The 9141-nt window shown below is 74.5% G+C and carries 4 protein-coding genes; all 4 read right to left on the bottom strand.

The annotated features are described in order from the left end of the window. Position 1 precedes the first annotated feature (1 nt). The 4 genes from FHU37_RS04800 to FHU37_RS04785 all read right to left on the bottom strand — a co-directional run bounded on the left by FHU37_RS04800 (position 2) and on the right by FHU37_RS04785 (position 8941). Complete coding sequence (locus FHU37_RS04800; RefSeq protein ID WP_179812980.1) at positions 2 to 3544, bottom strand: beta-ketoacyl synthase N-terminal-like domain-containing protein; 3543 nt, start codon at positions 3542 to 3544, stop codon at positions 2 to 4. Between the two features lie 731 nt (positions 3545 to 4275). Continuing rightward, a complete protein-coding gene (locus tag FHU37_RS04795; protein WP_179812979.1) occupies positions 4276 to 5679 on the bottom strand; it encodes a S8 family serine peptidase in 1404 nt (467 codons plus the stop codon). Further along, the gene (locus tag FHU37_RS28865) at positions 5676 to 7235 is read right to left on the bottom strand and encodes a hypothetical protein (RefSeq protein WP_179812978.1); all 1560 of its coding nucleotides are present in this window, start codon (positions 7233 to 7235) and stop codon (positions 5676 to 5678) included. Before FHU37_RS28865 ends, FHU37_RS04795 begins: the two co-directional genes overlap by 4 nt. A gap of 314 nt (positions 7236 to 7549) precedes the next feature. Next, positions 7550 to 8941 carry an MFS transporter gene (locus FHU37_RS04785; RefSeq protein ID WP_376773891.1) on the bottom strand — a complete coding sequence of 464 codons (1392 nt, stop codon included), beginning with the start codon at positions 8939 to 8941 and terminating at the stop codon, positions 7550 to 7552. Positions 8942 to 9141: the final 200 nt, after the last annotated feature.

Raw genomic sequence — 9141 nt, 5'->3', positions numbered from 1 at the left:
GTCACACCGTCTCCTTCAAAGACTCCGACGCCCGCGCCGGGGCCCCCGCGAGTACCGGGGGGCTCTCGATCACCATGTGCGCGTTGGTGCCGCCGAAGCCGAAGGCGGAGACGCCCGCGACGCGCCGCGGGTCCGTCCAGTCGGTGAGCTCGGTGGGCACCGTCACCGGGAGCTCGTCCCACGCCACGTGCGGGTTGGGCGTGGTGAGGTTCAGGTGCGGCGGGATCTGCGCGTGGTACACGGCGAGGACGGCCTTGATGAAGCCGGCGATGCCGGCGGCGGCCTCCAGGTGCCCGATGTTGGTCTTCACCGAGCCAAGCGCCACCGGGCGGTGCGCCGGGCGGCCCTCGCCGAGCACCCGGCCGAGCGCGCGCACCTCGACCGGGTCCCCGAGCGGGGTCCCGGTGCCGTGCGCCTCGACGTAGCCGACGTCGCCGGGGTCGATCCGGCCGGCGGCCAGGGCGCGGCGGACCACGTCCTGCTGGGCGAGGCCGTTGGGCGCGGTCAGGCCGTTGCTCTTGCCGTCCTGGTTGACGGCGGAGCCGCGGATCACCGCGAGGACGTCGTCGCCGTCGGCGAGCGCGTCGGACAGCCGCTTGAGCACGACCACGCCGCAGCCCTCGCCGCGCACGTAGCCGTCGGCGGAGGCGTCGAAGGTCTTGCAGCGGCCCTCCGGCGAGAGCATCCGCCCGCTGGAGAGGGCGACCGTGGTGTCGGGCGAGAGCAGCAGGCTGACCCCGCCGGCCAGCGCGAGCTCGCTCTCGCCGGCGCGCAGCGACTGGCAGGCCAGGTGCAGCGCCACCAGGGAGGAGGAGCAGGCGGTGTCCACCACCATGCTCGGGCCCTGGAGGCCCAGCACGTAGGAGAGCCGGTTGGCGCCGAAGTTGGCGGCGTTGCCGGTGGCCGTGTAGGCGTCGATGCGCGACAGGTCGGCCGGGTCCCGGCTGAGCCGTTCGTACTCGCCGGCGGCCATCCCGATGAACACGCCGGTGTGGCTGCCGCGGAGCGAGTCGGGGGCCATCCCGGCGTGTTCCAGGGCCTCCCAGGCGACCTCCAGCACCATCCGGTGCTGCGGGTCGATGGAGAGCGCCTCCTGGGCGGGGATGCCGAACGGGCTGGGGTCGAACTGCCGAACGCCGTCCACGAACCCGCCGTGCCGGCTGTAGGTGCGGCCGGGGGCCCCGGGGTCGGGGTCGAAGAGCTCCTCCAGCTTCCAGCGGTCGGCGGGGACCTCCACGATGCCGGAGCGTCCGCCGGCCAGCAGGTCCCAGAAGGCGTCCGCCCCGCCGGCCGCGCCGGGGAAGCGGCAGCCGATGCCGACCACGGCCACCGCGTCGTCGTCGGTGGGCGTGCCCGTCGCGGTGCGGGCGCCGGCGGCCTCGGCGGCGGCCTGGGGGGACGCCTGCTCGGTGCGCGCGATCTCCGCGGCCAGGGCGCGGGCGGCCTCCTCGACCGAGGGGTAGTCCCAGGCGAGGGTGGCGGGCACCTCCCGGCCGAGCCAGTCGGTGAGCGCGCCGGCCAGCGCGACGGCCTGGATGGAGTCGAGCCCGTAGGAGGTGAAGGGCTGCCGGACGTCGACCTCGGAGACGTCGAGGTGCGCCTGGCGGGCGATCAGGATCCGGAACTGGTTCTCGATCGCGGCGGCCGACCGGTCGCCGCTCGGGCGCGGGGCGGCCGCGGGAGTGGCGGGCGCCTCGGCCGCCGGGGCGGCGGCGCGTTCCTCGGAGGACTTCGGAGCCTCCGGGGCCTTCGGTGCCTCTGCGGCCGGGGGCGCGGGGGTCGCCGCGGGGGTGATCCGCGCGGCGGGCAGTCCGCCCTCCCGGTACAGGGCCTTGGTGGCGCTGCGCTGCACCTTGCCGCTGGAGGTGGTGGGGATCTTGCGCGGCGGGACCAGGACGATGTCGTGGGCCTGGAGCTGGTGCTCCTCGGACACCCGGCGCCGGATGGCCGCCACGATGGCGGCGGCCTCGTCGGCGCCGACCCTGGTCCGGGGGATCTCCTGGACGATCACCAGGGAGTCCTCGCCGTCGACCTCGACCGAGAAGGCCGCGGTCCGCACGGCGGCGAGCCCGGGGTGGCTGGTGGAGCAGGTGGCCTCGACGTCCTGAGGGTAAACGTTTCGCCCCCGAAAGATCATCAGATCTTTCGCCCGTCCGGTGACGAACAGTTCGCCGTCCATCATGACGCCCAGGTCACCGGTGCGCAGATAGGGGCCCTCGCCGCCGGCCAGGAAAGCGCCGAAAGTCTCCTCGGTGGCTTCCGGGGCCCGCCAATATCCCGGCGCGACGCTGGTGCCGCGCACCCAGATTTCACCGACCGATCCCTCCGGGAGAGCCGTGTGCGCGTCCCGGTCGACGATTGCCACCTCGGTCTCCACGGTAATCTCGCCGGAACTGGCGAGAGCCTGCACGGAGCGGATGTCGTCCGGCGGGCGCACGAGCCCGGCCTCGAGCTCCCGCTTCGAGACGTAGCGCACTTTGGAGTCACCCGGCGCGTGCCCGCCGGAGACCAGCAGCGTGCCCTCGGCGAGGCCGTAACAGGGATAGAAGGAGGAGCGCTTGAATCCGCAGCGGGCGAACGCCTCGGAGAATCGGTCGAGCACCTCGGGCTGCACGGGTTCGGCGCCGTTCAGCGCGGACACCCAGTTGGAAAGGTCCAGCTGGTCCTTGACCTCCTCGCTCACCCGCTCCACGCACATCTGGTACGCGAAATTGGGCCCGGGACTCACGGTGGCGCGGTAGCGGGTGATGGCCTCCAGCCAGACGGCCGGCTCCCGAACGAAGGAAACCGGCGCCATCAGGTTCATGGTGAAGCGGGCGTTCATCGGGCAGATGATGCCGCCGATGAGGCCCATGTCGTGGTAGGGCGGCAGCCAGCTGACGCCCTCGGAGGTGTCGTCCAGGTTGAAGGAGTGCGCCTGCGCCCGGGCATTGGCGATGAGGTTGCCGTGGGTGACCATCACGCCCTTGGGGGTGGAGGTCGACCCGGAGGTGTACTGGAGGAACGCCACGGTGTCGTCGCTGATCGCCGGAGGGCTCCAGTCGTCCTCGCGGCCGTCCACGATCTGGCTCTCGGTGGGCAGCCAGCGGGCCCGGGCCAGCGCGCTGAGGCCCGCCGCGGCGGCCTCCCCGCCGTCCGACGAGGGACCGCCGATGACCTCGGTGCCCTCTCCGACCAGGACGATCCGCGCGTCGGAGGCCTTCGCGATGGCCTCCACCCGGCCGGCGTGCTTGGCCGTGCCCGGCGGGTAGGCCGGCACCGGGATCAGCCCGGCGTACAGCGAACCGTAGAAGTAGGCGACGTACTCAAGGCCGGGCGGGCAGAGCATCAGGGCCCGGTCGCCGGGGTCGGCCGCGGAGCGGAGCGTCACCGCGACAGCGCGTGCCCACGCGTCGAGCTCGCGGTACGTGATCGGCGAGACCTGGGGTTCCCTCGTGCCGGAGAACGTCAGGAAACGGTAGGCGATTCCGTCCGGATGGTGCTCGGCCCGATGGCGGAGCACCTCGACGAGCGTTAAAAATCTGGCATCTGCGTGTGAAGACATGCTTCACTCCCCCGTCGTACTGATGGCACGAAAGCGGGCGCCCCCACTTTCGCCATCGACTCTCCAGCACCGTAAAGCCCCGATGCAAGTCGACACGCGGCCCTGCGTGGCGCGACATCTGGGACCACCCGCACAGACAACATCTGGCGGAGGATTCTTCAGGATGATTAAGGGGGATGCTTCCGGCAGCGAATCCCCGTGCACGCGACTGGCGCATCGGCACCACAAAACGGCGCGATGAGTCGACGCACAGCCCTTGATTGTTTCCCGTTGGTTCACTTGGGCGACACAGCGCCGCAACAAGGAAGAGAGCTCACCGTCCCGGTTCCCACCGACAAGACAGTGAAATCACCCCCGTGTGTCTCACCGCGCCACCCCTGGACATCGCCCGCGACACCGTTGGAGGGATTCCGAGCGGCGCCTGGTTGGCGTGTCAACCCAATTCAAGACGGGTTCAGGCTATGGGACCCCCACGGTTACTGTCAACGACGATCTGAAGCTCACTCATCCGCGGCTGGCCGAGAACAGTCGGTCCGGTGACGACCATTCCCGAACAGCGCATACACACGTTGACGTAGCGGTAACGTCGCACTGCGTGATCATGAACGTACGCAGCAGAATTGACGACTACCAGAAGAACTCTTTTCCTGGAGCTGACCCTCGTTCCCCCCGAAGAACGGCCATCCGCGCGACGAATCCGCGCAGTACGGCCCTCCTTTCTCCATCCGCTCTCAGTTGCCGGACCATCCGTCCATCGCGCCACCTCGGCGGCGCCACGGCGGCACCCCGCGCGCCAGCAGCACGCCCGCCAGGGTGAGCGCCAGCCCTGTGAACGCGCCGGCAACGGGAAGCGACAACCGGGTGCCCCCGGTTCCGCCTCCGCCCGCCTCGGCGGTCGGCACCGGTCCGGGGCCGAACCACCGGGGCTCCGCACCGGGCGCCGCGCCGGGTGTGGCGGCGGTCACCGAGGGTGCCGGAGCGGCGGGGGGTTCCGGGGCGGTCCGCCCGGCGGCCAGCACGGCCGCGCCGGCATCCACCACACCGGCCCCCAGTTCCTCGTCGAAGTCCCCCGTCGCCCCCGCGCCGGGGTCCGCGGTCTCCCGCAGCAGCCTCGCCACCTGATGCGGGCTCAACTCGGGTTGCTCGGCCAGCATCAGCGCGACGACCCCGGAGACGTACGCGGCGGCCGCGCTGGTTCCCCACCCCTCGTAGTAGTCGCGGTCCGGATCGGCCACCACCACGTCGTCGCCCGGGGCCGCCACGGTGGTGTACCAGTGCCGGGTGGAGAAGTCGGCCCGCTCGCCGTCCGGGCCGACCGCCGACACCGCGATCACCCCCGGGTACACCGCGGGGTATGACGCCGGATCGGATCCGTCGTCGTCCGCGTCGCCGCTGTTGCCGGCCGAGGCGACCACGACCACGCCGCGCTCCAGGGCGTAGCGGACCGCGGCGTCCTCGGCGGCGTCCGGGTGCGCGGCGTCGGTGTCGTCGCCCAGCGACAGGTTGATCACGTCGGCGCCGTGGTCCACCGCCCAGCGGATGCCGCGGACCAGCGGCGGATCCTGGCCGGCGGCGGAGGAGTCGGCCGAGGCCTGGGCCCGTGCCGGGTCGTCGTCCTCGAGTATCACCCGCACCGGGAGGATGTCGGCGTCCGGGGCGATGCCGCGCACGCCCGGTTCCACTCCGTTCCCCACCCCCTGGCCGGCGATCAGGGCGGCCATCGCGGTGCCGTGCTGGGCCCACTCGGCGTCCCCGGGGGCCGCCCCGGACCCGACCATGTCGGCCCCCTGGAGCACCCGGCCGGCCAGGTCGGGGTGGGTGGCGTCGACACCGGTGTCCAGTACGGCGACGGTGACCCCCTCGCCGGTGCTGTGCCGCCAGGCCTCCTCGGCGTTCAGGGTGGCCAGCGGCCAGTCGCGGGTCGCTGCCCGCGCCGGGGCGGCGGGCAGCAGCAGCGGCGAGGCCACCGCGGGGGCGGTGGCGAGCAGCGCGCCGAGCAGGGCCGCGGCCGTGCGGACCCGGCTCCCGCCGGACGAACGGGCGGTGCGGGCGCGGGCGGAGGAGGCATGCGCGGTGGAGCCGCGGGGGCCGGGACGCTCCGGACCGGGGTGGGCGGTCTCGCGACGGACGTTCATCCCCGGCGCCGCCCCCGGACCCGGCGCCCGCCGCGCGCCGCGCGGGCCGGTTCGTTCACGGGCCCGACGGGCGCCGCCGCGGCGCCGACCGCCCGGGACTCGGCGGGCCCCGCGCTGGGGGAACGGTCGTGCCAGTCGTCCTCGGCGGCCTGGCGGAAGGTCTCCCCGACCAGATCGGCCAGCGCCCGGGTCTGGTGGGCGATCCCCGACTCCGCCACCGCGCTGCGGTCCTCGGGCGCCAGCGCGTCGTCGGCGGGGACCGCCTCGGGCACCGCCCGGCCGTCGGCGAACCCCGAGACGGCGTAGACCACCCAGGGGCGGTCGGCGTAGAGCTCCACCACCCAGGAGGCGCGCTGGGACGGGCCGAAGGCGGTGGCCACGCTCTCCGCGACCGGGAGGGTGGGCGGCAGCAGGGCCGTGTCCGCGTCGCGCCCCCGCTCGTGCCACTCGCGTTGCAGGGCCCAGGCCGCGGACTGGTCGGCGTCGGTGATCAGCACCCCGACGGTGGTCACCACGGATCGGGCGGTGTCGGTGTAGCTGGCGCGCAGCAGCCGGGAGCAGCCGACGTCGGCGAGCAGTTCCTGCCACGCCGCGCCGAGCGGGGTCAGGCAGTCGGCGTCGTCCCGGACGCCGAGGCGGATCCAGTCGCGGTCGGCGCGGCCGCGTCCGGCCCCCTCGCCGTGCGGGGCCGGTGGGAAGAGCTGGTCCACGGGGACGTTGCGCCAGACGTCGGCGGCGTTCTCGAACTCGGCGACGGCCGGGGGGACGGCGGGCGGTTCGGGCCGCCGCTCGGCGACCCAGACGCCGCCGACCACCGAGCCGGCGAGCAGGCCGAGGCCGGTGACCACGCACAGCCAGGCCGCGGCCGGGCGCAGCCGGCGCCGGGTGGGGCGCCGGGGAGCGGGCGCGGCCGGGGGTGCGGCCTCGGCGGGCGCGGGAGGTGGTGCCGCGGGCGGGGCGGGCCGGGGCGGGGCGCCGTGCGGGCGGGGCGGGGCGGCGGTCCGCGGCGCGCTCTCGGTGCGGGGGGCGGGGATGACCGGTGCGGCGGGGGCGGGCGGCGCGCCGGATATGACGGCCGTGGACGGGGCGGGTGGCCTGGCCGGCGCGGGCGGCGCGTGGCGGGCGGACGGCGGTTCGGAGGCGTGGCGGGCGGGCGGCACCGGGGGCCGGTGCACCTGGACCACCAGCCGGGTGCCCGGGGTGGCGCCGCCCGGACGGGTGCCGGGCGCGGCGGGCGCCGGCGGCGCGGCGGCGGGCGGCTGGGTGGGCGGAGTGGTGGCGCCGGGTGCGTCGGGCGCGCGGCGTCCGTCGCCGCCGCCCCTGGTCCATCCCGGTGGCAGGTCCGGGCCGGGCTCGGCCGTCCTCTCCGGCGCGCCGGGCGGCGTGGCGCACTCGCCGGGGGGCTGCGGCCGGTCGGCGTCCGGCTCCACGGCGGGCGGGGTGTCGGGGGCGGCGGCCGCCGTCGGCTCGCCCCGTCCCCCGCCCTGCCCCGTCGGGCGCTGCCGGCCGGCCACCGGCCCGGCGCCTCCGCCGGCGGGTGCCCCCCTCGCGACCATCCACTCTCCCTGCTCGCCCTCCGCGCCGCCCCGTCGCGGCCACCCCGGCATCGGCGACCGGCGTCGCCGGCCACCGGGGCGCCACCGGTCCGTGCGCCCGGGCCGGCCCCGCGGCGCGGTCCGCCCGGCGTCGTACCGGGCACCCTACCGATCCGGCTCGCCACCGTGACCCTACCCAGTGTGCCGCCTCGCGCGGGCCCGTACCGGCCGGCTGGACACGCGTTCGAGTGCGGGCGTCGGGCTCGGAACGCACCGGTGCGGAGCGGTCCCCGTCCGGGACCGCTCCGCACCGGTGCCGTGTCCGGCGTGACCGCCTACGGGGCGGTGTCGTGGTGGGCCGCCTGGCGGGGCAGCAGGAAGCTGGCGGCGAACGCCAGGAGGGTCATGCCGACCGGCAGCCACATGGCGGTGGCGAAGGCGTCGCTGGAGTCCGCCGCCCATTCGGCACCTCCCGGCTCGCCGGTCGGCATCAGGGCGAAGAAGAGCGCGCCGACCACCGCGATGCCCACGGCCGAGGCCGCCTGCTGGAAGGCGTTGAGCACCCCGGAGGCGGCTCCGGCGTCGTCCAGCGGGACGGAGGAGAGCGCGAAGTCGAACACCAGCGAGATCGCGAAGCCCATGCCGGCGCCGCCCAGGAGCAGCGGCACCACCAGCGAGCCGGGGGTGACCTCGGCGTCCAGCGAGCGGGTCACCCACATCAGGCCGAGCAGCCCGGCGACCACGGTGAGCAGCCCGATCTGCACCACCAGGCGCCCCATCCGGGCCGCCAGCAGGTTGATGGCGAGCGCGGCGAAGACCGAGGAGGCGATGCCCCACCAGATGCCGGTGACGCCGGCGCGCATGACGTCGTAGCCGAGGCCGTCCTGGAGGTAGACGGTGAACACCAGGAAGAAGCCGACCACCCCGCCCATGGCCAGCAGCAGGATCAGCAGGCCGCCGGTGAAGGAGCCGTGGCGGAACAGCGACAACGGCACCAGCGGGGAGTCGACCTTCCGGCGCTGGTGCGCCACGAAGATCGCGAAGACCGGCAGCGAGGCGGCCATGCTGACGAAGGTCCACGCCGGCCAGCCGGCCTCACGGCCGGCCACCAGCGGGTAGAGCAGCAGCAGCATGGCGAGCCCGGCCAGCAGCACGCCCGCCAGGTCCAGCCGGACGGCCGTCTCCGAGCGGGACTCGGGCACGTAGCGGATCGCGGCGATCAGCGCGATCACCCCGACCGGGACGTTGACCAGGAAGATCGTCCGCCAGCCCAGGCCGGCGATGTCACTCTCGGTGAGCAGCGCGCCGATGATCGGGCCGAGCACCGAGGTGATGGCGTACAGCGCTCCGGCGGCCGTGATCGGCCTGCCCCGCTCACTGGGGGCGTACATCACCTGGATGGTCGCCATCACCTGGGGGACCATCAGCGAGGCGGCCAGCCCCTGCGCCACCCGGGCGGCGACGAGCTGTCCCGGGCTCTGCGCCACGCTGCACAGCACCGAGGTGAGGGTGAACAGGGCCATTCCGATCACGAAAACGCGCTTGCGTCCGTAGATGTCGCCCAGCCGGCCGCCGGTGATGAGCCCGAGGGCGAATGAAAGGGCGTATCCGGCGACCATCCACTGCAGCGCCGCACTGCTGGCGCCCATTTCCTGCTGGATCTCCGGGAGGGCGACATTCAGCACTCCGCCGTCCAGCAGGTCCATGAACATTCCGAACAGGATCACGGCGAGCGCGGCCGTTCGCCGCCGGGTGCCTGGCCGGACCGCGGGCGCATCCTGTTCCAGCGTGCTTGCCACTGTCGTCCCCCCGCGCTTTCCCGGCCCCACACACGGCCGAACAAGTTTCCGCAACCGTAAATCGCTCAGGTGTACGCTGTCAACCTGGGTCGGGCGGGCCGCGGGGCCTTCGCCCCGGCACGGACGGT

It is taken from the genome of Allostreptomyces psammosilenae (assembly GCF_013407765.1).
GTDB lineage: Bacteria > Actinomycetota > Actinomycetes > Streptomycetales > Streptomycetaceae > Allostreptomyces > Allostreptomyces psammosilenae.
This window is presented reverse-complemented; position numbering and strand designations above follow the sequence as displayed.

Bases quoted from the DNA above. Each gene is read 5' to 3' on its own strand.
- FHU37_RS04800 (WP_179812980.1), bottom strand. From the start codon at position 3,544: ATGTCTTCACACGCAGATGCCAGATTTTTAACGCTCGTCGAGGTGCTC.
- FHU37_RS28865 (WP_179812978.1), bottom strand. From the start codon at position 7,235: ATGGTCGCGAGGGGGGCACCCGCCGGCGGAGGCGCCGGGCCGGTGGCC.
- FHU37_RS04795 (WP_179812979.1), bottom strand. From the start codon at position 5,679: ATGAACGTCCGTCGCGAGACCGCCCACCCCGGTCCGGAGCGTCCCGGC.